The sequence below is a fragment of the Vicinamibacterales bacterium genome (assembly GCA_035699745.1).
In the GTDB taxonomy this organism is placed as follows: Bacteria; Acidobacteriota; Vicinamibacteria; order Vicinamibacterales; family 2-12-FULL-66-21; genus JAICSD01.
Map to the genome: position 1 here is coordinate 55,625 of DASSPH010000017.1, position 22,737 is coordinate 78,361.

Sequence of the window (22,737 nt, forward strand, 5' to 3'; positions counted from 1 at the left end):
ATGTATCGAAGCGATCGCGGCGCAGGCGCTAGCCTCGGAATGAGGAGGCTGTTTCATGCGCCGTGTCCGTTCGCTCGCCGTTCCGCTGGTGCTCGCTGCCGTCGTGCTGCCGGGTGCTCCGGCGGGATCGTCCGCTGCCGCCGTCTGTGAGTCCTCGCTGCCGATCAACATCGACGCGGGGGCCCTCGAGACCTTCGCCCTTGGGCTTCTGCAGCAGTCGCAGACGTTCCGGCAGCAGTGCCAGCGCCTCGCGGCGGTGATCGTCCTGCGCGTGCAGGTGCGGCTGGTGCCGTCGCGGTCGGGCAGCCGCGCCGAGACGACGATCCGGCGGTTCGACACCGGCGCGCTGCGGGCCGACATTCAGCTGTCGTTCGGCGAGGATTACGCGGAGCTGCTCGCCCACGAGTTCGAGCACGTGCTCGAGCAGGTGGACCGCGTCAGCCTGGTGAAGCAGGTCGAGACAGGCCAGGCGTGGCTGACCGAGCGAGGAGCCTACGAAACGGCGCGCGCGATCCAGACCGGCGCGCGCGCGCGGCACGAAAGCGAACTGTCAGCAGCGGAAGCGGTCGAAGCGAACGGCCGGGCGGTTCCACGCCAGCGCCACCCGTTCCAGTGATCGCTGGACCGCGGCGTCGAGCGCCGGCGCATCGTCGGCCAGCACGCGCAAGTAGGCCAGGCCGGGGCGCGACATGGCGAGCGCGGCGTCGGGGTGCGGGTCAGGCGCGGCGATCGCGTCCACGCCCGTGAAGAAGCCGGCGGCAAGATAGCGCCGGCCGTCGAGAATGCCGGCGTTGGCCACGTCGTGCTCCGCGGGCTCGAGCTGCAGCGCGTCGGCGTAGAGGAGCGTGCCGCCGGTTGTGAACCGTGTCCGGCTCGACAGCGAGCGGAACTGCAGGTACTCGCCCCGCGCGCTGCGGCCGAGCGCCCAGCTCTCGACGACCGCGACACGCGCGCTTTCATCGGCGTCGATCGTGAGCGACTGGGTGAGCGCGCTGCCGGGAAACGGGATGGCGGGCGCCGGGTAGTACTCGAGCGACGCACCGGGCCCGGCGCGCAGCGCGACGTGCTGGCTGGCGCGGTCGCCGGGAGACATGCTCATGACGCGCGTGGCTGCCGTCGTGGTGAGGACGAGCGCCGCTCCCTCGTCGACGGCCACGTCCACGTGCACGGCGTCGCCGCCGCACAGTCCCGGTCCCAGCGTCACGAGCTGAATCACCAGCCGGCCGTCCGGCAGGTCGAACGGCCGGACGATCGCGAGCGGCGCGCTGACCTGTGAATGGGCAAGCCGTGTGTGCCGTCCGGCGCGCGCGAAGCGCAGGGTGGCGCGTCCGGCCGCCTGCGTGGCGATCATCTGCCCGCCGGAGCGCCCGGCGCGGAGCCGGACGCCTCGAACAGCACGTCGTGCCTGATCCAGCCGATCACGGCGTCGAGCCCCTCGCCGGTCTTCAGATTGGTGAACAGGACGGGTTTGCCGCTGCGGACCGCACGCGCATCGCGCTCCATGACGGAGAGATCGGCGCCGACGTAGGGAGCGAGATCGATCTTGTTGACGATCAGCAGGTCGCTGCGCGTGACGCCGGGTCCCCCTTTCCGCGGCACCTTGTCGCCGCCGGCGACGTCGACCACGTAGATGCTGACGTCCACCAGTTCCGGGCTGAACGCCGCCGCGAGATTGTCGCCGCCCGACTCGAGGAAGACAATCTGCACGTCGGGGAACTTCGCGACGGCGGCGTCGATCGCTTCCTGGTTGATCGACGTGTCTTCGCGGATCGCGGTATGGGGACAGCCGCCGGTCTGGACGCCGCGGATGCGGTCCAGCGGCAGCGCGCCCGACCGCATCAGGAACTCGGCGTCCTCGTCGGTGTAGATGTCGTTGGTGATCACGGCGAGGCTGTAGCGTTCGCGCAGCCGCTTGCACAGCGCATCGAGCAACGCCGTCTTGCCCGATCCCACCGGTCCGCCGACGCCGATCGTGACCCTGGCCACTGCCTGCTCCTATGTCTGAAACAGCCGCGTGTGCAGCGACGCCTGCTGGTGGCTGCGCAGATCCAGGGCCGGCGTGCAGGTGAAGAGCGAATCCTCCGGATCTGCCATCGCCCGCGCGACCGCGGTGCCGAGCAGCGGCTGCACTTCGATCAGGACGGCCTGCGCCTGCGCCGCACCGATCGGCATGCAGCGCACCGCCGCGGCGAGCGTGCCCGCGGCCAGGCTCTGCGCGAACGCGAGAAGGAGCGGCCGCGACCCGATGCCGAGCCGCCGTCCCGCCACGCCGACCACGATCGCGTGATGCGGGCGGGGAACGGGCGGCAGGACGCCTGGATGCAGGCGCACCAGCAGGTCGAGCGTGCGGCGTCCCAGCCCCAGGCTCATCTCGCGAATCGCCGGCACGACCTTGACGGCGTCCAGCATGGCGCCCAGTCGCGCGAGTGCCGGTTCGTCAATCGGATCGTCGGCGGCCTGCCAGGCGAGCCACGCCGCCGCGAGCTCCGAGCGCCCCCATCCGAGGTGAATCTGGGCGTGCAGCACCTGCCGCAGCTCCGGCAGCGCGCCGCCTCGTGCCGCATAGGTCTCGAGGCCGCCGGAGTGCGCGAACGCGCCGACCGGAAACTGCGAGTCGAACAGCTGCAGCAGCCGCAGCAGCCGCAGATCCTCATCGCGATCCATCAGTGCGCGTGCTCCCCCGGTGCCCGCCCGTGGAATGCCCGCCGCTCGGCAGTGAACGGCACGCCGATGCGCCGCAGGCGTTCGGCGAGCGCCGTGTCTGCGAGCGCGATCACCGCGTCGCCGTCCGTCTCGATGTCGCGGTGCAGGTTGCCGATCACATGCCCCACCCGCGCCGACTCCGCCAGGCTCCCCGGCCGCACGACGACCACGTCTTCGGCGGCGGCGGCGACGACGTAAGCACGCCCGTTGGCTTCGTGCAGCACTTGACCGGGCTGCAGCACCGATCCGGCCGGCAGCTGCAGGGGGAACTGCACGCCGTCGGGCGCCGACACCAGGCGGCGGACGCGCCGGCGGTCCGCCGCGGTCATCGGGATCTCGATCGTCTCTCCCATGTCCGTCAGAACAGAAAATAGCGCTGCGCCAGCGGAAGCGCCGCGGCGGGGCGCGGCACGATGCGTTCGCCGTCGATGGTCACCGTGTAGCGTTCGGGGTCGATCGCGATCGACGGCAGCGTGTCGTTCAGCGCCATGTCCTTCTTGCCAATCGCCCGCGTGCCGCTCACCGGCAGCAGCGACCGATCGAGCTGGGAGGGCAGCGCGCCGCCGTCCAGCGAGGCCTGTGACACGAACGTCCACGAGGTCGCCGCCGGCGCGCCGCCGAGCGCGGCGAACATCGGCCGATAGCGCACGGGCTCCGGCGTCGGGATGGACGCGTTGGGGTCCCCCATGGCGGCCGCGGCGATCGCGCCGCCCTTCAGCACGAGATCGGGTTTGACGCCGAAGAACGCGGGATCCCACAGCACCAGATCCGCGATCTTGCCGACTTCGATCGATCCGACGTGGTCGGCGATCCCGTGCGCGCGCGCGGGATTGATCGTGTACTTGGCGAGGTACCGCCGTATCCGGAAGTTATCCGCCGGACCTGCCGCGGCGACGCCGCGAACCGCCGCAGGCGGACGGGTCTCCTTCATCACGTGCGCCGTCTGCCACGTTCGCGCGATCACCTCGCCGACGCGGCCCATCGCCTGCGAGTCCGACGACATCATGCTGATCGCGCCGAGATCGTGGAGCACGTCCTCTGCCGCCATCGTTTCGGGACGGATCCGCGATTCGGCGAACGCGACGTCCTCGGGCACCGAGGCGTTCAGGTGGTGGCAGACCATCAGCATGTCGAGATGCTCGTCGAGCGTGTTCACCGTATACGGCATCGTCGGGTTGGTGCTCGAGGGCAGGACGTTCGGCAGCGCGCAGACGCGCATGATGTCGGGAGCGTGGCCGCCTCCCGCTCCTTCGCTGTGGTAGGTGTGGATCGTGCGCCCCTGGAACGCGGCGATCGTCTGCTCGACGAACCCCGACTCGTTCAGCGTGTCGGTATGGATGGCGACCTGCACGTCGAAGCGGTCGGCGACGGTCAGCGCCGCGTCGATCGTCGCCGGCGTCGTGCCCCAGTCCTCGTGCAGCTTCAGTCCCATGGCGCCGGCGCGGATCTGCTCGTCGAGCGCCGGAATCGTCGCGGCGTTGCCTTTCCCGAGGAAGCCGAAGTTCATCGGCAGGCCCTGCGTCGCCTCGATCATCCGGTGCAGGTGCCAGGGTCCCGGCGTGCACGTCGTCGCGCGCGTTCCCTCCGCCGGCCCCGTGCCGCCGCCGATCATCGTCGTCACGCCGCTGTAGAGCGCTTCCCAGACCTGCTGCGGACTGATGAAATGAATGTGCGCGTCGATGCCGCCGGCTGTGAGGATGCGATGCTCGCCGGCGATGATCTCCGTACCGGGGCCGATCGCGAGTCCGGGCGTCACGCCGTCCTGGATGTCGGGATTGCCGGCCTTCCCGATGGCGGCGATGCGTCCGTCACGCACCCCGACGTCCGCCTTCACCACGCCCCAGTAGTCGAGGACGATGGCGTTGGTGATGACGAGATCCGGTGCGCCGCCGGCGCGGGACAGTTGTGATTGCCCCTGCCCGTCTCGAATCACCTTGCCGCCGCCGAAGACCACTTCCTCGCCGTAGCTCGCGTGGTCCTTCTCGATCTCGAGAAAGAGGCTGGTGTCGCCGAGCCTGACGCGGTCACCCGTGGTCGGGCCGTAGAGGCTCGCGTAGGTGTCGCGGCGGATCTTCATCGCAGCGAGCCGTTGACCAGGCCGTTCATGCCGTAGACCGCCCGCGTTCCGGCGACCGGGATCAGCGTGATGTCGCGTTCGTCGCCCGGCTCGAAGCGCAGGGACGTGCCGGCGGGAATGTCGAGCCTGCAGCCGTAGGCCTGCTGGCGGTCGAACGTCAGCGCCGGATTGACTTCGAAGAAGTGGGTGTGGGAGCCGACCTGGATCGGCCGATCTCCGGTGTTGGCCACGCGGAGGCGCGTTCGCGGCCGCCCCGCGTTCAGCTCGATCTCACCTGGCTGGATGACGCGCTCGCCGGGGACCATGGCGCTTCACCTGATGGGATCGTGCACGGTGATCAGCTTGGTGCCGTCGGGGAAGGTCCCCTCGACCTGGACTTCCTTGATCATCTCGGCGACCCCTTCCATGACGTCGGCGCGGCCGAGGACGGCGGCGCCGAACGCCATCAGTTCCGACACGCTGCGTCCGTCGCGGATGCCCTCGAGCAGCTCCGCGCTGATCAACGCGACCGCCTCCGGATGATTCAGTTTCAGTCCGCGCGACTTGCGGCGGCGAGCCACCTCCGCTGCCGTGAACACGAGCAGCTTGTCGACGTCGCGCGCCGTGAGCCTCATGACGCGCGGTCGACGGTGGAGAGCAGCGTCGGCGCCATGCGCGTGAGCGTCGCCATCATTTCCTGCACGACCCGCGGCACGCGCTCGTCGGACCGGTAGACCCAGCCGGTCTCGCGCACCAGGTTCTGGCCGCGGATGCGCGCAACCTTCAGCGAGCCGCCGCGGCTCTCGCGCTCGACCGACTGGAAGGGGCAGATGCTCACGCCCAGGCCGGACGCGACCATCGACTTGATGATCTCGACGTTCTCGGTTTCAGCGACGATGCGCGGCTTGATCTGCTCGCGGACGAAGAACTCGTCCAGCGTGCGGCGGGTGTTCGAACCGGCCTCGAACAGCACGAAGGGCAGTCCGACGAGCGCCTCGACGCCGACCGACTGCTTCGAGGAGAGCGGATGGCCCGCGGGCATCACCAGCATCAGCTCCTCGCGCAGCACCGGAACGGTCGTGAACGCCGGATCGTCGATCGGCAGCGTCAGCAGCGCCAGATCCGCGCGCCGCGTGCGAAGGCGGCGCAGCAGCCGCTGGGTGCCGCCGGTCGCGACCTTCAAGTCGACGTGCGGATGGTGCTTCTTGAACTCCTTCAGCAACTGCGGGAACACGTAGAGACAGACCGTCATCCCGCCGACGAGATTCAGCGTGCCGGAGAGCGTCTTCTGCTTGTCGGTGATGCTGGCCGACGTATCGCGGATGTCGTTGAAGACGCGATGACTGAGCTGGAGGATCGCCTCGCCCGCGGCGGTGATCTGCACGCGCCGCCCCAGGCGGACGAAGAGGCGCTCGTGGAACTCGTCCTCGAGCAGCAGAATCTGGCGGCTGATGGCCGACTGCGAGACGTGCAGGCGGCCGCCCGCCCCGGTGAACGAGCCGGTCTCGGCAATGGCGCGAACGATCTCGAGCTGACGGAGGTCCATAATGCCCTGCCCGTGGGAAGACCCAGCGATTCTGGATCCCCGGCAGCCAGAAGCAAAATAGAAAGTATTTATTCGAGCTATGCCTTGAGCTTATGAGACTAGCGGACGGCCAGGGTTCCCTTCATATCCTTGCACTTCGGGTCCTGCGTCAGGTTGCAGTAGAAGGTGAAGGAGCCGGCCCGATCGGCCCGGAACTCGAAGGTGACGGTCTGGCCGGTCCCGGCGCGCTTCACGATGCGGTAATCGTCGATCGTGAAGCTGTGGGGCATGTCTTGGGCGGTGAAGGTGATCTTCACCAGGTCGTTCTTGTTGACCGCGAGCGCGGCCGGGCTGAAGGTGAAGCCGTTACCCGAAACGGTGAATTCGCGGACCTGCCCCTGGTCCTGTGCACCGGCTTCCCGCGGAGCGGCCGCCGCCGAGACCAAATACAGCACGGACGCGGCGAGCGTTGAAAAACCTACCCACTGACGTACGCGCATCTTGGTGCCTCCCAAGGTATTAGACGGAACGGCCGGCCAAACGGCTGGCCGCCCCGCTGTGGCTGTCGCCGGGGAGGCCGCCTCCGCTATTCCCGCCGCGCCGGTTCGGCGGCGGGGACGGGGAGCAGCGCCTTCCGGCTGAGCCGAATCTTGCCGGAGGGATCGATGTTGATCACCTTGACCATCACCTGATCCCCCTCTTTCAGCTCGTCGCGCACGTCCTTGACGCGATGGTGCGCGATCTCCGAGACGTGCAGCAGGCCGTCGAGTCCCGGCATGATCTCGATGAAGGCGCCGAAATCCGTAATCCGCTGCACCTTCCCCATGTACGTCTTGTTCAGCTCCGGCGTCGCGGTCAGCTCCTGGATGATGCCGATCGCCTTGGCCGCCGAGGCCTCGTCCGCCGAGGCGACGTTCACCGTGCCGTTGTCCTCGACGTCGATTTTCACGCCGGTGCGCTCGATGATGCTGCGGATCATCTTGCCGCCCGGGCCGATGACGTCGCGGATCTTGTCCACCGGGATCTTGATGGTGACGATCCGCGGCGCGTGCGCCGAGACGTCCGAGCGCGACGCGCCGAGCGTCTGCTGCATCTTGTCGAGGATGTACAGCCGTCCGGCCCGCGCCTGATCGAGCGCCTTGGTCATGATCTCGGCGGTAATGCCCGCGACCTTGATATCCATCTGCAGCGCGGTGATGCCGTCGGCGGTGCCGGTGACCTTGAAGTCCATGTCCCCGTAGTGATCCTCGGCGCCGGCGATGTCGGTGAGCACGGCGTACTTGCCGGTGGACTCGTCCATGATGAGGCCCATCGCGACGCCGGCGACCGGCTTCTTCAGCGGCACCCCGGCATCCATCATCGCCAGCGATCCGCCGCACACCGACGCCATGGACGACGATCCGTTCGACTCGAGGATGTCGGAGACGATGCGGATGGTGTAGGGGAACTTCTCCTCCGCGGGGAGCATCGGCGTGAGGGCGCGCTCGGCGAGGGCGCCGTGGCCGATCTCGCGGCGGCCGGGCCCGGTGAAGCGGCCGACCTCGCCGACGGAGAACGGCGGGAAATTGTAGTGGAGCATGAAGCGCTTCCACACCTCGCCGTCCATGGTCTCGATCTTCTGCTGGTCGTCGGCGGTGCCGAGCGTGGCGGTGACGAGCGCCTGCGTCTCGCCGCGCGTGAACAGCGCCGAGCCGTGGGTCCGCGGCAGCACGCCGACCTCGATGGTGATCGGACGGATCTCGTCGAACTTGCGGCCGTCGAGCCGCTTGCCGCGCTCGAGCGCCTCGTCGCGCATGACCTGTTCCTTCAGGTCCTTGAACACCGCCTTGGCGTTGGCGCGCGCCTCGTCGTCGTCCTCGTCGTAGCCGGAGACGAGCTCGTCGAGCACGCGGTCGACGGTGCCGTAGTTCTCGAGCTTGTCCTGGATCCGCATCGCCGCGGCGAGCTTGTCATAGACCCTGCCGTGGACGTCGCGGCGGAATCCGTCGTCGATGTCCCTGGCGGCGACCGCCGCTTTCGGCTTGCCGGCCTGCCCGGCGAGCGCCTCGATGCCGGCGATGATCTGCTTGATCGCGTTGTGCGCGGTCTCGAGCGCCGCGACCATGTCCTTCTCGGAGACTTCCTTCGCCCCCGCTTCCACCATCACGATGCCGTCGGCGCTGCCGGCGACGATGAGATCGAGCTGGCTGACCTTGCGCTGCTCGAAGGTGGGGTTGATCACGAACTGGCCGTCCACCTGCCCGACGCGCACGCCGGCGATCGTCTTCTGCAGGGGGATCGTCGAGAGCGCCAGTGCGGCGGAGGCGCCGGTGATCGCGAGCACGTCGGTGTCGTTCTGTGCGTCGGCCGAGAGCACCAGCGCGATGATCTGCGTCTCGGTGCGCCAGGTGGCGGGGAAGAGCGGCCGGATCGGCCGGTCGATCAGGCGGCTGGTGAGCACTTCCTTTTCGCTCGGCTTGCCTTCGCGTTTGAAGAAGCCGCCGGGAATCCGCCCCGAGGCGTAGGTGTTTTCCTTGTAGTCGACGGTGAGGGGGAGGAAATCGATGCCTTCGCGCGGCGTCGCCGCCGCGCAGGCGGTGACGAGGACCACGGCATCGCCCGAACGGACGAGGACGGCGCCGTCCGCCTGTTTGGCCATACGGCCGGTTTCAAGGGAGATCGTTCGACCACCGACGGAGATGTCGCGTGTCTGCATGTGCCTGTCTTTCGAAATGAGCTGCGCCAGCTTCCAGTGAGTGCGTTCGGGCGGGCTACTTGCGGATGCCGAGCCGCTTGATGAGATCCGCGTACCGATCCGAGTCCTTGCGCTTCAGGTAATCGAGAAGGCTCCGGCGCTGGCCGACCAGTTTGAGGAGGCCGCGGCGGGAGTGGTGATCCTTCGCGTGATTCTTGAAGTGCTCCGTGAGATAGCTGATGCGCTCGCTGAGGAGCGCGACCTGCACTTCGGGGGACCCGGTGTCGCCGTCGTGGGTTTTGTACGTGCTGATGACTTCGGTTTTGCGTTCCTTGCTGAACACGATGGTGCCTTCCACGCACGGCCCAGACCGCCGGCGCGACATGCACCGCCCCGGGCCGCCGTTGTCCGTTATTTCTAAACGGTTCAGTATTTTACCTTAGTACGACCAGCGGATGCAAAAGCCCGTCGGCGCGGCGTTCCGCCACCGCGACGACGTCCCCGGCCGCGTCGAGCACCCGGAAAAAGGGGACTGTCCCCGTTTCCGCGGAATACTCGGGGCGCGTCGGCGGAAAATCGGCCGTTTCCGCGCCAAACCCTGCGCCGGGCACCGGGAAATGGGGACAGTCCCCTTTTTCCAGGTGCGCCGGGCTCAGGGAATTGCCGTGCGCGGCGCGGCGCAGCCCTTCGGCCGTCGGCGCGACCGCCGGCAGGTGCGCCAGCAGCGAGCTCACCGGCACCAGCCGCGCGGCCGCGGGACCCGCCGCCTGGAGCGCGTCCAGCGTCGCGGCGTCCTCGACGCGGAACCGTCCCGCCCGCGTCCGCCGCAGCGCCTCCAGGTGCGCGCCGCACCCCAACGCCCGGCCGAGGTCGTGCGCCAGCGAGCGGACGTAGAAGCCGGCGGAGGCGACGACCCGCAGGCGGACGAGGCCGCCGGCTCCGGGGCCTGCGGGTCCAGAGTCACTGTCCGCTGCCGGCAGAACCTGAAGCTCCCGGACGGTGACGGGCACCGGCTGAAGGTCCACCGCTTCGTTCCGGCGCGCCTTGTCGTACGCGGCGACGCCCGCGATCTTCTTTGCCGAATACGGCGGCGGTGTCTGCAGGAACGAGCCGCGAAACCGATCGAGCGCCCGGTCGAGCTCGATGGCCGCCGGCCATCCGCCAGCAGGCATCGCACAGCGGACCGCCGTCTCGTCCAGCGCCGCGGCATCGTAGGTCCGCGTGGCGATCCCGAGGCGGACGTCGGCGACGTACTCCTTGTCGTCCGTGTTCAGGAAGCGCGCGAGGCGTGTGGCGGGGCCGACCAGCAGGACGAGCAGTCCGGTCGCGAGCGGATCCAGCGTTCCGGTGTGGCCGATCCGCGACGTCTTCAGCAGCCGCCGGGCGAACGCCACGACGTCATGCGAGGTCGGTCCGGACGGCTTGTCGACGAGCAGGGCGCCCGTCAGTTCGGGTGGGGACACCGGACAGCATCACCGGCGGGTGTGCGCGCCCTGCGCGATCGCCGCATCCAGCTCCTGCAGGATTCCGTCGCGCACCGCGCTCAGCGGCCCCTTGACCTTGAACCCCGCGGCGTTCTTGTGGCCGCCGCCGCCGTGGCGCGCGGCGATGACGCGGACGTCGACGTCGTACTTCGACCGCATGCTGACGTGGATGTCGCCGTCGGCGCCGAGCTTGAAGAACACCACCGCCTGGATCTCCCGCGCGGTCAGCGGCAGGTTGATCAGCCCCTCGGTGTCGTTGTACGTCGTCCCGGTCGCGTTCATGAGGCCGTCGTCCAGGTGCATGACGGCGAGCCGGCCGCCGGCGAGCAGCTCCATCTGCGCCAGCAGCGCGCCGATCAGACGCAGCTTGCCGAAGCTGTTCTGGTCGAACACCCGGCGCGCCATCGCGGCGGGATTCACCCCCGCGCTCACCAGGCTGGCGCAGATGTCGAACGTCTTCGGCGTGATGTTCGAATAGTGGAACGACCCGGTGTCGGTGAGGATTGCCAGGTAGACGTGCGTCGCGATCTCGATCGTCAGCGGCACGCCCAGGGCCTCGATGAGATCGAACACCATCTCGCCGCACGCGGCGGCGGACTCGTCGACCCAGTTGAGGCTGCCGTAGAACGTGTTGCCCTGGTGATGATCGATGTTGATGGTGAAGCGCCCCTCGAGCCCGTCGACGCCGGTGCGCCGCAGGTCGCCCGACTCCATGACGATCACCGCGTCGACGTCGGTCTGCGGGAAGGCGCGCGCGATCTCGATGCGCTCCAGTCCGGGGAATTCCATGTAGTGCAGCGGCGCCGGGTCGGCGTTGACCAGGCGGACGTCCTTGCCGAGGGCGTCGAGCGCGTAGGCCATCGCCAGCTGGGAGCCGATCGAATCGCCGTCGGGCCGGGCGTGGGAAGAAATCAGGAACCGCTGCCGCGCGAGAATCGCGTCACGGATGGCATGCTTGGGTGTCATTCCTCGCCGCGTGAGTCCTTGTCGGCCTTCAGTTCCTGCAGGATCTGCTCGATGCGGTCCTGATGCGCGACCGACTCATCGTAGAAGAACTGCAGCTCGGGGGCGCGGCGCAGCCGCAGCCGCTGCGCCACCTGGCGGCGGAGGAACGGCGTGGCGCGACCGAGCGCCCGCGCCGTCTCGCGGCGCGCCGTCTCGTCCCCCATCGACGTGTAGTAGACGCGGGCGAGCTGCAGATCGGGCGAGACCTTCACCCTGGTCAGGGTGATGAAGCCGACGCCGGGATCGTGGACCTCGCGCGCGAGCAGCGTCGACAGCTCGTCGCGGATCGCTTCTCCCACCCGCTCGGGACGATTTCCCATGCACTCCTAGGCCGTCGCCGCAACCCGCTCGACCACGAACGCCTCGATGACGTCGCCGACCTTGATGTCGTTGTACTTCTCGAAGCCGATGCCGCACTCGAACCCGGCCTTGACCTCCGAGACGTCGTCCTTGAAGCGGCGCAGCGAGCCGATCTTCCCTTCGTGGATCACGACGTTGTCGCGGAGCAGGCGCGCCTGCGTGTCGCCCGAGCGGGTGATGCGTCCCTCGGTGACCATGCAGCCGGCGATGGTGCCGAACTTCGGCGTCTTGAAGGTCTCGCGTACTTCGGCGCTGCCGATGCGCACTTCCTTCAGCGTCGGCTCGAGCAGGCCGGTCATCGCCTTCTTCATCTCGTCGACGACGTTGTAGATGACCGAGTGCAGGCGGATGTCGACCTTGTCGCGATCGGCGACGTCGGCGGCGTTGCGATCCGGCCGCACGTTGAAGCCGATGACGATGGCGTTCGACGCCGCCGCGAGCAGCACGTCGGACTCGTTGATCGCGCCGACGCCGCCGTGGATGATGCGGATCTTGACCCGATCGTCGCTCAGCTTGGTCAGCGTGTCGGCCAGCACTTCGGCCGACCCCTGCACGTCCGCCTTGACGATGATCGGCAGCTCCTTCATGCCGCCCTCGGCGAGCTGCGCCTGGAGCGACTCGAGCGTGAGGCGCGCGCCCTTCGAGCCGAGCGCCTTGTCCTTCGCCTGCATCTGCCGGTACTGCGCGATCTGCCGCGCCTTGGCCGCGTCCTCCAGCGCCTGGAAGAGATCGCCGGGCGCCGGCAGCCCGCCGAGACCGAGCACTTCGACCGGCGTGGCCGGCGGCGCGGTCTTGATCGACTTGCCGCGGTCGTCGATGAGCGCGCGGATCTTGCCGACGATGGTGCCGGCGATGATCTGGTCGCCGACCCGCAGCGTGCCGTCCTGGACGAGCACGGTCGCAACCGGGCCGCGCCCCTTGTCCAGCTTCGCTTCGAGCACCGTGCCCGAGGCGTTGCGTTTCGGGTTGGCCTTCAGCTCGCTCAGCTCGGTGACGAGCAGGATCATCTCGAGCAGCGCCGGAATGTTCTCGCGCTTCTTCGCCGAGACCGGCACCGTGACGGTCTGGCCGCCCCAGTCCTCCGGCACCAGCCCGAGGTCCGACAGCTCCTTCTTGACGCGATCCGGGTTGGCGTTGGGCTTGTCGATCTTGTTGATCGCGACGACGATCGGCACGCCCGCCGCCTTCGCGTGATCGATGGCTTCACGCGTCTGCGGCATGACCCCGTCATCCGCGGCGACCACCAGCACGACGACGTCGGTGACGCGGGCGCCGCGGGCGCGCATCATGGTGAACGCTTCGTGGCCCGGCGTGTCGAGGAACACCACGTTGCGATCGCCCACCGTCACCGCGTAGGCGCCGATGTGCTGCGTGATGCCGCCGGCTTCGCGCTCGGCCACGCGGGTCTCGCGGATCGCGTCGAGCAGCGTCGTCTTGCCATGGTCGACGTGACCCATGACGGTGACGACCGGGGCGCGGGTGACGAGGTCCTCGGGCCTGGTCTCCTCGGCCTCGACCTGCAGCAGCTCCTCCTCGAACGTCTGCATCTTGACTTCCGCGCCGAACTCGCGCGCGACCGCCGACGCCGTGTCCGTGTCGAGGGTGCTGTTGATGCGCATCATCAGCCCCTTCTGGAACAGCTTCTTGAGGACGTCGTTCGCCTTGACGTCGAGCTTCGCCGCCAGATCGGAGACCGTCATGCCTTCCGCCAGGGTGATGGTTCGCGTCACCGGCGGCGGCGCGGCCGCGGTCGTCGGCGGCGCCTGCATGCGCGGTTGATCGCGGCGCGGCCCGGCAGGCCTCGGACCCGACGGCCGCGGCGGCGGCGGACGATAGCCCGGCACCTGCGGACGCTGCGGCTGCGACGGACGCACCGGTTGCGAGGGGAGCGGACGCGGTCCGCCCATGGGCGCTTGCGGACGTGGAAACGATCCGGGGCGCGCGACAGGGCCGCCGGGACGCGGCGCGGCCGGACCGCCGGGACGCGGCGGCGCCGTCTTGCTCAGATTGCCCGTCGCCGCGGGCGGCGGGGTGGTCGGCTGCGGCGGGCGCACCAGCAGCGGACGGCGCGGCGGCGCGGGCGGCGCGACGCCGGTCTTGGGATCCTCGACGCGCAGCCGCAGCGTCGGCGGCACGATGCGCCCGGGAGGCGGCGCGACGGGACGCGGCGGCGCGGGCGGTGGTGGCGCACTCGCCGCCGGGGCCTCGACGACCGGCGGCTCGACGGGGGCCGGCGGCGGCTCCACCGGCGCGGCGGCCGCAGGCGCCGCAGCGGGCGCTTCAGCCGGGGGAGCTTCGATCACCGGCGCGGGAACGTGCACGTCCGGCTCGGGTGGCGCAGGGGCCGGCGTTTCCGCATGAACGGGCTCCGGGATTTCGACGGGCAGGATTGGCTCCGGTGTGACGGGCGCAGGTGTCGCCGGTGTCTCGATCGCGGCGGGCGGCGCCGCGGGCTTCGCAGTCTTCACCAGACGCGGCGCGGGCATCGGCGGGGCCGCCGGCTTGGCCGGCTCGGGGGCGCGCCCGCCCGGCTTCTTCAGGCCGCCGCGCGTGGCCGGGCCGGGCGTGTCGGCGAACGACGCGTTCGACGGCACCTTGATGTTCCGCTGGCGCGCCTGCTTGCCGACGAACTCCCGCGCGACGACCTCTTCGATCGTGCTCGAGGCGCTCTTCACCTCGATGCCATGCTCCTTCTTGAGAAGGGTCATGACCTCCTGGCTGGTGAGATTGAGCAGCTCCGCGACTTTGTAGATCCGAACTGTTGCCAACAAAGACCTCTATTGCTGTTCGCTGTCCGCTTCCGGCTGTCCGCCACTCGCGTCCAGCTCTCCGCTTCCCGCTTCCGGCGCGTCGCTGGTCGCTTCCGGCGCGTCGCTTCCCGCGTCCGCGTCGAGCGCCGGCTGGCCGCTCTCCGCTTCCGCCTTCGCCTCGAGCGCGCCGAACTGCGCCTCGACCTCGCGGCGCTTCTCTTCCTCGCTCTTGATGTCGATCTTCCAGCCGGTCAGCTTCGCGGCGAGCCGGACGTTCTGCCCCTTCTTGCCGATCGCGAGCGACAGCTGCTTGTCTTCGACGACGACTTCCATCACCTTCTCGGCGTCGTCCACGATCGAGACGCGCTGCACCTTGGCCGGGCTGATCGCATTGGTGACGAAGAGCACCGGGTCCTCGGACCATTCGACGATGTCGATCTTCTCGCCGCGCAGCTCGCGGATGATCGACTGCACCCGGGTGCCCTTCATGCCGACGCAGGCGCCGACCGGATCGACGTCGCGCTCGCGCGAGTAGACGGCGACCTTGGCGCGATCCCCCGCCTCGCGGACGGCGCCGCGGATCATGACGGTGCCGTCGTAGATCTCCGGCACTTCCTGCTCGAACAGCTTGATGAGCAGCGCCGGATCGGTGCGCGACAGGACGATCTGCGGCCCCTTGGCGCTGCGGTTCACGCCGCGAATCACCGCGCGGACGCGGTCGCCGACGGCGTAGTTCTCGGCCCGCGACTGCTCCTTGCGCGGCAGCTGCGCCTCGATGCGGCCCAGCTCCATGATGATGTCGCCGTTCTCGAACCGTTTGACGACGCCGCTCACCACTTCGCCAACGCGGTTGCTGTATTCGGCGTAGACGTTCTCACGCTCCGCTTCGCGGACCTTCTGGAAGATGACCTGCTTGGCCGTCTGCGCGGCGATCCGTCCGAGCTCCCCCTTGTCGCGCGGGAACTCGACTTCCATGTCGACCTCGGCCTCGTCGCCGTACATCTGCTGCGCGTCGTGCAGGGAGAACTGCGTCGCCGGGTCGGTGACCTCGGCGACGATCTTCTTGACGGTGAAGAGATCGAAATCACCGGTCTCGCTGTTGAAGCGGGCCTTGAGCTCCTCGCCCTTGTACTTCTTCCGCGCCGCCGCCTCGAGGGCGTCCTGCACCGCGGTGATGATGATGTCCGGCTCGACGCCCTTTTCCTTGGCGATGGCGTCGATCTGCTGCAACAGCGGATTCTGCATAAATCAGTTCTCAGCTTTCAGCTCTCGACTCCCAGCGCGTGCTGAGAGCTGAACGCTCAAAGCTCGAAGCCCTAAAACTCCACGTCCAGGTTCGCCCGCTTGATGCGATCGAGCGGCACCCGGTGCGTCTTCTTCCCTTCCGCGAGGATCACTGCGCCGTTCTCGACGCCGGTGATCCGGCCGGCGAACGCGCTCTGGCGCTCGATCGGTTCCACGGTCACGATCTTCGCCAGCCGCCCGGCGAACCGCCGATAGTCCGCCGCGTGCCGGAGCGGGCGGTCCAGCCCCGGCGACGAGACCTCCAGGGTGTAGGCGTCTCCCAACCCCGGCTCGCCGAACTCATCCTCCACGTCGAGCAGCGCGCTCAGATCCTGGCTGACCCGCTGACACTCGGCGATGCCGACGCTTTCCTCGGGCGCCTCGACCCGGCCGGGGTCGGGGCGATCGATCACCACGCGCAGCACCATCCCGATCGGCTCGCGCCGGAGCTGCAGGTCGAAGACCTCGAGCCCGTGCCCCTTCGCCACGCGCTCGGCCGCGTCCCGAAGCCGCGTGATGTCTTCAGCTTTCGGCGTAATTCGCCCCTGAAACACAAAAAGTGGGCAACCGGCCCACTCTCACCCCCAACCCCGCAGCTACCGTCCCTCAGTATAGCAGGATTGGGCCTCGTCGGAATTACCCGGCGGTCGCAACCAAATCGTAGCCCTGCGCTCCGACGACCCGGGCGCGGATGAGCTGCCCCGCGGTGAACGCGGCGGGATCGCAGTCGGTCAGGTAGACGACCGGATCGATGTCCGGCGCCTGCCCCTCCAGCCGCCCCTGCAGCACCAGCTCGTGTTCGGGAGACGGTCCGTCGACCAGCACGCGCACGTCCGTGCCGATCCGCTGCTGCTGCCGCCGCTCGACGATCGCCTGCTGCAGCTTCATGATGCGCTCACGCCGCCTGCGCTTCGCCGCCGCCGGCACGTCGTCGCGCAGGGCGTGAGCGCGCGTGCCCTCTTCGTGCGAGTAGGTGAACACGCCGATGTGGTCGAACTCGGTGTCGCGGACGAACCCTTCGAGCTCGGCCAGCTCGGCGTCCGTTTCGCCGGGGAAACCGACGATGAAGGTGGTACGCAGCGTGACGCCGGGGACGCGTTCACGGATGCGCGCCAGCAGCCTGTCGTAGGTCCGACGGTTGCCCGGGCGCCGCATCCGCTTGAGCACGTCCGCGGATGCATGCTGCAGCGGCAGGTCCACGTAGCGGCACACCTTGTCGCAGTCCGCCATCGCCGCGAGTACGTCATCGGTGATGGTGGTGGGATAGAGATAGAGCAGGCGGATCCACTCGAGGCCGTCCACCGCGTTCAATTCGCGCAGCAGCCGGGCGAGCGCGCCGCGCTCCTGGCGATCGATGCCGTAGAACGTCGTGTCCTGCGAGATGAGCAGCAGCTCCTTCACACCGCGCGCCGCCAGCGCGCGCGCCTCGGCGACGATCGACTCGCGCGTGCGGCTCCGATACTCGCCGCGCAGCGTCGGGATGATGCAGAAGGCGCAGGTGTAATCGCAGCCCTCGGCGACCTTCACGTAGGCGAAGTGGCGTGGAGTCGTGATGACGCGCGGGGTCTCGGCATCGTAGAGATAGCTGGGCAGCTCGCTTCGATGACCGGTATCCGATGTCCGATGTCCGAGGCGCTTCTTGTGGAACGTCAGTGGCCGGACATCCGAGGTCCTGACGTCGGACACATCGGATATCGGATATCGCTCGCCGGACGCCGGACTCAGCGCCTCGACAATGCCCGGCACCTCGCCGGTGCCCAGCACCGCGTCGATCTCGGGAATCTCCCTGCGCAGCTCGTCGCGATACCGCTCGGCGAGGCAGCCGGTGACCACGAGGCGCGAGCACTTGCCGTCGCGCTTCTGCTGCGCCATCTCGAGGATCGCGTCGATCGACTCCTGTTTCGCGTTGTCGATGAACGCGCAGGTGTTGACGACGATGACGTCCGCATCGCCGGCGTCGGGGGTGATCTCGTGGCCGGCCTGCTGGGCGTAGCCCAGCATCACTTCGCCGTCGACGAGATTCTTGGGGCAGCCGAGGGAGACGAAGCCGACTTTCACGGGTACATCCGGTAGAGCATGCGCGGGTAGGGAATGGCTTCTCTCAGATGCTCCAGCCCGCAGATCCAGCTCACCACCCGCTCGATGCCCATGCCGAAGCCGCCGTGCGGCACCGTGCCGTAGCGGCGCAGGTCCAGGTACCATTCGAACGCGTCCTGCGGCAGGTTGTGCTTCTTGATCTGCTCGACGAGGAAGTCATAGTCGGTCGCGCGCTCGCCGCCGCCGATGATCTCGCCGTAGCCTTCGGGGGCCAGCACGTCGACGCCGAGCGCGAGCTCGGGCCGCACGGGATCCGGCTTCATGTAGAACGCCTTCACCGCCGCCGGATACCGGTGAACCATGATCGGCCGGTCGAACTCCTCGGACAGCGCGGTCTCGTCCGGCGCGCCGAAGTCGCCGCCCCACTCGAACGGCAGCCCCTTCTTCTTCAGGATCCCGGTTGCCTCGTCGTAGGAGATGCGCGGGAACGGCGGCTGCACGCGCTCGAGCCTGGTCGTGTCGCGCTCCAGGACCTGCAGCTCGCGCCTCCGCCTGTCGAGGGCGCGGCCGACGACGTAGACCACGAGGCCCTCCGCGAGCTCCATCACGTCGTCGAGCGTCGCGTAGGCCATCTCCGGCTCGACCATCCAGAACTCGGTGAGATGCCGGCGCGTCTTCGATTTCTCCGCGCGGAAGGTCGGCCCGAACGCGTAGACGCGGCCGAGCGCCATCGCGTTGGCCTCGTTGTACAGCTGGCCGCTCTGCGTCAGGTAGGCGGTGGTGTCCTCGAAGTACTGAACCGGGAACAGGGTCGTCGTTCCCTCGCAGGCCGCCGGGGTGAAGATCGGCGTGTCGGCGAGGATGAAGCCGCGGCTGTTGAAGAAGTCGCGGACGGCGTTGATGATCTCGTGCCGCACGCGGAGGATCGCCTGCTGCCGCTGCGAGCGGATCCACAGGTGGCGGCGATCCATCAGGTAATCGACGCCGTGCTCCTTCGGCGTGATCGGGAAGTCCTTCGCTTCCGAGACGACCTCGAGGCGCGTGACGTCCACCTCGAATCCGCCCGGCGCGCGTGTGTCTTCCCGCGCCGCGCCTTCGACGATGATCGCGCTCTCCTGCGCCAGGTGATCGGCGGTCTTGAACATCTCGTCGCCGACCGCCTGCTTCGACATCACGCACTGGATGAAGCCGGAGCCGTCGCGCAGCGTCAGGAAGTGGATCTTGCCGCTCGAGCGCCGGTTGTGCAGCCAGCCGCGCAGGCGGACCGGTGTGCCGACGTGCCCGGCGATGTCCTCGATGTAGATCGTCTCTGCCATCTGTCTCTTTCTTCGGTCCGCGGCCGCGTCAGAACGTCAGCAGGCGTTCGAATCGCTTCCGCGCCGCCTGCGCCTGGTGCAGCACCTCCGCGGGGGAGCCGGTATTCGCCAGCTCCATCAGATAGGTGCCGTCGTACCCGACCTTCTGCATCGTCATCAACGCCACGTCCCAGTTGATCCGGCCGGCGAACGGCACCAGGTGCTCGTCCTGCTTCCCCTTGTTGTCGTGCACGTGGGTGGTGATCAGGTGCTCGGCGACCGCTTCGATGGCGTCGGCGACGTCCCCCATGAGGAAGGCGTGTCCGAAGTCCAGGCAGATGCCGGTGCGCGGGAACTCGAGGTCGCGCTCCAGCAGCGTCACCAGGGATGCCGCGTCCGACAGCGGATTGGGGATGACTTCCAGGGCGACGCGGATGCCGATTGGCTCGGCGGCGCGGCAGATCTCCTCGACGCTGCGGAACGCCGCGGCGCGGATGTTCTCGCCTCCCTGCACGGTCGGCGTGCCGAGGTGCACGACGAAGACCTCCGCCGGGATCGCGCGCGCCACGTTCAGCGCCGCTTCCGCTTCACGGACCGCCGCCTGCCGCCGGCCGTTGTCGCCGACGGCGTTGGAAATCGCCTCGCCCCACTGGTCGCCGCCGTTCATGCTCTGCACGATCGGCGCGTGGATGCCGTGCAGCGCCAGGCCGGTCTCCCTGAGCCACTCCGCGAGCCGGGCGATCGCCGCGCGATCGTGGTAATCGAAGTGGCTGCGGGTGGCGAACACTTCGACCGCTTCGAATCCGTGCGCCGCAATCTGCTCCAGGTGTTCCCGGCTCAGCCGCTGGTCGTGAAACAAGTGCGTCGAAATGCCGAATCGCATGGGGCGGAAACCATCGATTGTACAACGGATGCTCGCCGCCCGCCCCGAGGGGCCTCGCCGTGGATCTACCGGAACTCCTCGACGTAGGTCGCCAGCAGATCGCGCAGGCGATCGAAGCGGGGCTGATCCTCGAGGTTGTCGCGGACGTAGCGCAGGGTGCGCGGAATGTACTGGATGTAGACCGGATTGCGCCGCGCCGTCGTCTGGTAGCCGAACGTGCCCAGCGCTTTCAGGTTGCGCTGCAGCGCCATCAAGTCGAAGCGGCGCCGGAAGTCGAGATCCTCGCCGGGAATGCCCTTGAGCGCGAGGAAGTACGCGATCAGGTCGCTGACGGTCTGCTCGGGCAGGTCGACGTAGGAGTCGCGCAGCAGCGAGACGAGGTCGTAGGTGTCGGGCCCCATTCGCGCGTCCTGGAAGTCGATGATGTAGAGCTGCCCGTCCCGGAGCATCAGGTTGCGGCTGTGATAGTCGCGGTGACACAGCACGCGCGGTTCGGCGGCGAGCTCCTCGACCACCACCGCGAACTCTTCGCGCAGCGCGGCGCGCTCGCGATCGTCCAGGGTCACGCCGCGATAGGCTTCGAGGAAGTGTTTGGTGAAGAAGTCGAGCTCCCACGTGAGCTTCTCGACGTCGAACGAGATGCCGTAGGGCAGGTAGTCGGGCGAGGCGAGCTGCGCCCCGCGCCTCTGCAGCGTCGCGATCAACGCCACCGCCTGCCGGTACAGCGCGGCGTGCTCTTCCGGCGACGCCGCACCGAGATGCGCCTGCAGCGTGACGTCGCCGAGATCCTGCAGCGCGAGAACGCCGAGATCGCCGGCGTGACCGAGCACTTCCGGGATGGGAACCGGCATCTTCGCCATCAGCGTCGCGACGTTGACGAACGAGAGGCTGGTCACGTCGAACGGCCCCGCGTACAGCGACAGCACGATCGAGGCCTGGCCGGGGAGGAGAATCCGGAAGTACCGGCGGTCCGACGCGTCCGGCGTGAGCGGCACGACTCTCGGGCTCTGCTCGCTGAGGCCGCTCCGATCGAGGTAGCTCTGGATGCGGTCCCGCGTATCGTCCGCCTGCCGTTTGTCCATCATGCTCATGCTAGCGGTTGTACGACCAGGGTGTCACCCGTCCGCACGATCGCCGACCGGTGGTAGCGCGCGCCCGCCGCGATCGTGACGTTGTCGGCGACGACGCATTCGTCGACGGCCGCGCCGTCCTCGACAGTGACGTTGTCCCAGAGGACGGACCGGCTGACGCGCGCCGACGCGGCAACGCGCACGCCGCGCCCCCACCTGGGGCGGTCGACGCGGCCGTCCGCCGCCGCCAGCGCCAGCGAGGTCTCGAGCAGATCGGCCGGCGTCCCGATGTCGTGAAACGTCGCGTCGCTGACGAACCCCATCACCGACCCGCGGCGCGCCGCGATCAGCTTCGGATACAGATCCAGCACCGTCTCCGAGGGGACGCCGTCTTCGAGCGGCAGGAACGCGCCTGCTTCGATGACCTGCGGTCCGACGAAATGCAGTCCGCCGCCGCCGCGGCGCGTGAAGCCGGTGACCGCGCCGCGCTCGTCGACCACCACGCCGCCGTACTTGTCGGGGCGCGGATTCGGAATGAGGGCCATCGTCACGTCGGCGCCGGACCGGCGGTGCTGGTCGATCATCGCGGGGAGATCCACGGTGGTGAGCGTGTCGCCGTTGACCAGCACGCACGTTCCGCGTTCGCCGGTTCGCGGCGTCGGCGAGCCGCCGTCGTCGAGCAGCAGCGGCAGCGCGTGGCGCGGACCGCCGGCCGAGCCGAGCACCGGGGACTCCCACGAGTAGCGCACGCGCGCGCCGAGATCGCTGCCGTCACCGACGGCCGCGGCGATCGTCTCCGGCTTGTGATGGAGGTTGACGACGAGATCGGTGATGCCGTGCGAGACGAGCCAGCGGATGGTGCGGCACACGAGCGGTTCGCCGTCCACCGGCGCCGCGGCTTTCGCGCGGACCAGCGTGAGCGGCTGGAGTCGCGTGCCGAGGCCGGCCGCGAGCACGAGCGCGCGCATTTAGCGATCGTCCGAGGGGCTTCGCCCGTCGGACGCCCCGGCACGATCTCCCGCTCGCCGCGTCGCCGGCTCGCCTGGCTCGCGCGCGGTGCCCGCCGGCCCGTTCGGGAAATCGCCGCGCACTACTCGGTGGCGTCGAAGACCATGTCCGGGCCCTTGATGCCTGCCTCGTCCCGGTACTTCAGGTACAGACCTCGATAAGAATCGACGATGTAGTCCTCGGGACGGCGGCCCAGCAGGGTCGCCATGGTGGTGATGCCCTGCTCGCTTCCTTCAATCTCGACGAAGATGCCGACCGGCGTCTCGTCGACGGCGACGATCACTTCCTCGTGGCAGAACTCCTCGCGGTATTTCTCGTAGCGGAACCAGACGTGGAACCCGAGTTCCTCGAAGATGCGGAGCAGGAGGACTCCGTCGCCGACGATCGTTTCGAACTCGTCGCGCACCTTCATGACCGACGGCTGTACCGGTCCCTTGAACGTGATCCGGCTGTTGCCGTTCTCGAGGCGGATGCGGAGCACGCAGCGGAGACGCCGCAGCGACTCGTCCTCGGTGTCGAGCAGCGCGTCCTCCTGCAGACGCCGCCCAAGCAGGGGCGTCGCCCCCGCCGCCAGAACAGCGGCGCGGGCGGATTCGACCGTGT

At 68.8% G+C, this 22,737-nt stretch carries 24 protein-coding genes; 1 reads left to right on the top strand and 23 read right to left on the bottom strand.

The genetic code is table 11. The features are described from left to right. The first annotated feature begins 55 nt into the window (after nucleotides 1-55). Complete coding sequence (locus tag VFK57_03165) at nucleotides 56-616, top strand: hypothetical protein (GenBank protein HET7694681.1); 561 nt, start codon at nucleotides 56-58, stop codon at nucleotides 614-616. Here VFK57_03165 and VFK57_03170 read toward each other — a convergent pair. From VFK57_03170 to VFK57_03280, 23 genes are all read right to left on the bottom strand, one after another. Next, entirely contained in the window at nucleotides 551-1,351 is an 801-nt protein-coding gene (locus VFK57_03170; protein ID HET7694682.1) for an urease accessory protein UreD, read from the bottom strand. The genes VFK57_03165 and VFK57_03170 overlap by 66 nt on opposite strands. Further along, a complete protein-coding gene (gene ureG / locus VFK57_03175) occupies nucleotides 1,348-1,986 on the bottom strand; it encodes an urease accessory protein UreG (GenBank protein ID HET7694683.1) in 639 nt (212 codons plus the stop codon). Before ureG ends, VFK57_03170 begins: the two co-directional genes overlap by 4 nt. A gap of 9 nt (nucleotides 1,987-1,995) precedes the next feature. Next, the gene (locus VFK57_03180) at nucleotides 1,996-2,664 is read right to left on the bottom strand and encodes an urease accessory UreF family protein (GenBank protein ID HET7694684.1); all 669 of its coding nucleotides are present in this window, start codon (nucleotides 2,662-2,664) and stop codon (nucleotides 1,996-1,998) included. Continuing rightward, a complete protein-coding gene (locus VFK57_03185; GenBank protein HET7694685.1) occupies nucleotides 2,664-3,056 on the bottom strand; it encodes a hypothetical protein in 393 nt (130 codons plus the stop codon). Before VFK57_03185 ends, VFK57_03180 begins: the two co-directional genes overlap by 1 nt. A 5-nt stretch (nucleotides 3,057-3,061) precedes the next feature. Then, on the bottom strand, nucleotides 3,062-4,780 hold the full coding sequence (locus tag VFK57_03190; GenBank protein HET7694686.1) for an urease subunit alpha: 1,719 nt from the start codon (nucleotides 4,778-4,780) through the stop codon (nucleotides 3,062-3,064). After that, nucleotides 4,777-5,085 carry an urease subunit beta gene (locus VFK57_03195; protein HET7694687.1) on the bottom strand — a complete coding sequence of 103 codons (309 nt, stop codon included), beginning with the start codon at nucleotides 5,083-5,085 and terminating at the stop codon, nucleotides 4,777-4,779. Before VFK57_03195 ends, VFK57_03190 begins: the two co-directional genes overlap by 4 nt. A gap of 6 nt (nucleotides 5,086-5,091) precedes the next feature. Then, nucleotides 5,092-5,394, bottom strand: a complete 303-nt coding sequence (locus VFK57_03200; protein ID HET7694688.1) for an urease subunit gamma — start codon at nucleotides 5,392-5,394, stop codon at nucleotides 5,092-5,094. Then, nucleotides 5,391-6,305, bottom strand: a complete 915-nt coding sequence (locus VFK57_03205) for a LysR family transcriptional regulator (GenBank protein ID HET7694689.1) — start codon at nucleotides 6,303-6,305, stop codon at nucleotides 5,391-5,393. The genes VFK57_03200 and VFK57_03205 overlap by 4 nt, the downstream gene beginning before the upstream one ends. A 98-nt stretch (nucleotides 6,306-6,403) precedes the next feature. Continuing rightward, nucleotides 6,404-6,784, bottom strand: a complete 381-nt coding sequence (locus VFK57_03210; GenBank protein ID HET7694690.1) for a cupredoxin domain-containing protein — start codon at nucleotides 6,782-6,784, stop codon at nucleotides 6,404-6,406. A gap of 86 nt (nucleotides 6,785-6,870) precedes the next feature. Further along, nucleotides 6,871-8,979 (bottom strand): polyribonucleotide nucleotidyltransferase, encoded by a 2,109-nt coding sequence (gene pnp, locus VFK57_03215; protein HET7694691.1) that lies wholly within the window; start codon nucleotides 8,977-8,979, stop codon nucleotides 6,871-6,873. Between the two features lie 55 nt (nucleotides 8,980-9,034). After that, entirely contained in the window at nucleotides 9,035-9,304 is a 270-nt protein-coding gene (gene rpsO, locus VFK57_03220; protein ID HET7694692.1) for a 30S ribosomal protein S15, read from the bottom strand. Nucleotides 9,305-9,392: 88 nt separating this feature from the next. Continuing rightward, nucleotides 9,393-10,421 (bottom strand): tRNA pseudouridine(55) synthase TruB, encoded by a 1,029-nt coding sequence (truB, locus tag VFK57_03225; protein HET7694693.1) that lies wholly within the window; start codon nucleotides 10,419-10,421, stop codon nucleotides 9,393-9,395. Between the two features lie 9 nt (nucleotides 10,422-10,430). Then, nucleotides 10,431-11,408: a bifunctional oligoribonuclease/PAP phosphatase NrnA gene (locus VFK57_03230; GenBank protein ID HET7694694.1), complete on the bottom strand. Its 978-nt coding sequence runs from the start codon at nucleotides 11,406-11,408 to the stop codon at nucleotides 10,431-10,433. After that, a complete protein-coding gene (gene rbfA / locus VFK57_03235; protein ID HET7694695.1) occupies nucleotides 11,405-11,767 on the bottom strand; it encodes a 30S ribosome-binding factor RbfA in 363 nt (120 codons plus the stop codon). The genes VFK57_03230 and rbfA overlap by 4 nt, the downstream gene beginning before the upstream one ends. Nucleotides 11,768-11,773: 6 nt before the next feature. Beyond that, the gene (gene infB / locus VFK57_03240) at nucleotides 11,774-14,575 is read right to left on the bottom strand and encodes a translation initiation factor IF-2 (protein ID HET7694696.1); all 2,802 of its coding nucleotides are present in this window, start codon (nucleotides 14,573-14,575) and stop codon (nucleotides 11,774-11,776) included. 9 nt (nucleotides 14,576-14,584) lie between these two features. Further along, entirely contained in the window at nucleotides 14,585-15,802 is a 1,218-nt protein-coding gene (gene nusA / locus VFK57_03245) for a transcription termination factor NusA (GenBank protein ID HET7694697.1), read from the bottom strand. Nucleotides 15,803-15,873: 71 nt separating this feature from the next. Further along, nucleotides 15,874-16,395 carry a ribosome maturation factor RimP gene (gene rimP, locus VFK57_03250; protein ID HET7694698.1) on the bottom strand — a complete coding sequence of 174 codons (522 nt, stop codon included), beginning with the start codon at nucleotides 16,393-16,395 and terminating at the stop codon, nucleotides 15,874-15,876. Nucleotides 16,396-16,477: 82 nt separating this feature from the next. Further along, complete coding sequence (gene rimO / locus VFK57_03255; protein HET7694699.1) at nucleotides 16,478-17,899, bottom strand: 30S ribosomal protein S12 methylthiotransferase RimO; 1,422 nt, start codon at nucleotides 17,897-17,899, stop codon at nucleotides 16,478-16,480. After that, nucleotides 17,896-19,194, bottom strand: coding sequence for an asparagine--tRNA ligase (gene asnS, locus VFK57_03260; GenBank protein ID HET7694700.1), 1,299 nt, complete (start codon nucleotides 19,192-19,194; stop codon nucleotides 17,896-17,898). Before asnS ends, rimO begins: the two co-directional genes overlap by 4 nt. Before the next feature lie 28 nt (nucleotides 19,195-19,222). Next, a complete protein-coding gene (locus VFK57_03265) occupies nucleotides 19,223-20,056 on the bottom strand; it encodes a sugar phosphate isomerase/epimerase family protein (GenBank protein ID HET7694701.1) in 834 nt (277 codons plus the stop codon). Between the two features lie 65 nt (nucleotides 20,057-20,121). Next, nucleotides 20,122-21,138, bottom strand: coding sequence for a phosphotransferase (locus tag VFK57_03270; protein HET7694702.1), 1,017 nt, complete (start codon nucleotides 21,136-21,138; stop codon nucleotides 20,122-20,124). A 5-nt stretch (nucleotides 21,139-21,143) separates the two neighbouring features. Continuing rightward, the gene (locus VFK57_03275) at nucleotides 21,144-22,094 is read right to left on the bottom strand and encodes an NDP-sugar synthase (protein HET7694703.1); all 951 of its coding nucleotides are present in this window, start codon (nucleotides 22,092-22,094) and stop codon (nucleotides 21,144-21,146) included. Between the two features lie 122 nt (nucleotides 22,095-22,216). Then, the coding region (locus VFK57_03280) for a class IV adenylate cyclase (protein HET7694704.1) at nucleotides 22,217-22,737 on the bottom strand (521 nt) is incomplete at its 5' end.

What these genes read in the sequence shown, in the direction of transcription:
- VFK57_03190 (HET7694686.1), bottom strand. Translation starts at nt 4,780, where the DNA reads ATGAAGATCCGCCGCGACACCTACGCGAGCCTCTACGGCCCGACCACG.
- VFK57_03180 (HET7694684.1), bottom strand. Translation starts at nt 2,664, where the DNA reads ATGGATCGCGATGAGGATCTGCGGCTGCTGCGGCTGCTGCAGCTGTTC.
- asnS (HET7694700.1), bottom strand. Translation starts at nt 19,194, where the DNA reads ATGGCAGAGACGATCTACATCGAGGACATCGCCGGGCACGTCGGCACA.
- VFK57_03170 (HET7694682.1), bottom strand. Translation starts at nt 1,351, where the DNA reads ATGATCGCCACGCAGGCGGCCGGACGCGCCACCCTGCGCTTCGCGCGC.
- rbfA (HET7694695.1), bottom strand. Translation starts at nt 11,767, where the DNA reads ATGGGAAATCGTCCCGAGCGGGTGGGAGAAGCGATCCGCGACGAGCTG.
- VFK57_03275 (HET7694703.1), bottom strand. Translation starts at nt 22,094, where the DNA reads ATGCGCGCGCTCGTGCTCGCGGCCGGCCTCGGCACGCGACTCCAGCCG.
- nusA (HET7694697.1), bottom strand. Translation starts at nt 15,802, where the DNA reads ATGCAGAATCCGCTGTTGCAGCAGATCGACGCCATCGCCAAGGAAAAG.
- VFK57_03265 (HET7694701.1), bottom strand. Translation starts at nt 20,056, where the DNA reads ATGCGATTCGGCATTTCGACGCACTTGTTTCACGACCAGCGGCTGAGC.
- pnp (HET7694691.1), bottom strand. Translation starts at nt 8,979, where the DNA reads ATGCAGACACGCGACATCTCCGTCGGTGGTCGAACGATCTCCCTTGAA.
- VFK57_03165 (HET7694681.1), top strand. Translation starts at nt 56, where the DNA reads ATGCGCCGTGTCCGTTCGCTCGCCGTTCCGCTGGTGCTCGCTGCCGTC.
- VFK57_03270 (HET7694702.1), bottom strand. Translation starts at nt 21,138, where the DNA reads ATGGACAAACGGCAGGCGGACGATACGCGGGACCGCATCCAGAGCTAC.
- VFK57_03195 (HET7694687.1), bottom strand. Translation starts at nt 5,085, where the DNA reads ATGGTCCCCGGCGAGCGCGTCATCCAGCCAGGTGAGATCGAGCTGAAC.
- VFK57_03200 (HET7694688.1), bottom strand. Translation starts at nt 5,394, where the DNA reads ATGAGGCTCACGGCGCGCGACGTCGACAAGCTGCTCGTGTTCACGGCA.
- VFK57_03185 (HET7694685.1), bottom strand. Translation starts at nt 3,056, where the DNA reads ATGGGAGAGACGATCGAGATCCCGATGACCGCGGCGGACCGCCGGCGC.
- VFK57_03205 (HET7694689.1), bottom strand. Translation starts at nt 6,305, where the DNA reads ATGGACCTCCGTCAGCTCGAGATCGTTCGCGCCATTGCCGAGACCGGC.
- VFK57_03210 (HET7694690.1), bottom strand. Translation starts at nt 6,784, where the DNA reads ATGCGCGTACGTCAGTGGGTAGGTTTTTCAACGCTCGCCGCGTCCGTG.
- VFK57_03230 (HET7694694.1), bottom strand. Translation starts at nt 11,408, where the DNA reads ATGACACCCAAGCATGCCATCCGTGACGCGATTCTCGCGCGGCAGCGG.